The following is a 436-nucleotide window of genomic DNA, read 5'->3' on the forward strand; positions in this document are numbered from 1 at the left end:
ACGGCGCCTACACCGTATTTAGCGTGTTCCAGCCGGTCTTCTCGGTGTCGCCTCGCCGCGCGATCGGCTATCACGCGTCGCTGCGCGCGCACGACGAGGAAGGCCGGCAGGTCGCGTCGCACGAGGTGTTCACGCAGGCGGCGCGGCGCGGCGATCTGCTCGAACTCGGCCGTCTCGCCGAATCGCTGCACCTCGGTAACTTCCACGCGTTCGACAGTCACGACGAATGGCTCTTCCTGAGCCTGCACCCGGCCGCGCTGATGGACACCATCTACGGCGACGCGCTGCTCGCGAACCTGAAGGCGCTCGGGCTGCCGCCGCATCGCGTGGTGCTCGAGGTGCCCGAGCAGGCCGGCGGCGAGACGCCGCGCTACGCGGCGATCGTCGACGGGCTGCGCAAGGCCGGCTTCCTGATCGCGCTCGGCGGCTTCGGCGC

The 436-nt window shown here is 70.4% G+C and carries 1 protein-coding gene; it reads left to right on the forward strand.

Going from position 1 to position 436, the window contains the following annotated elements; genetic code table 11:
• A partial coding sequence (locus SB816_RS29920) for an EAL domain-containing protein (protein WP_410547979.1) occupies positions 1-436 on the forward strand: 436 nt, incomplete at both ends.

Source organism: Achromobacter sp. SIMBA_011, assembly GCF_046535435.1.
Classification (GTDB): domain Bacteria; phylum Pseudomonadota; class Gammaproteobacteria; order Burkholderiales; family Burkholderiaceae_B; genus Achromobacter; species Achromobacter dolens.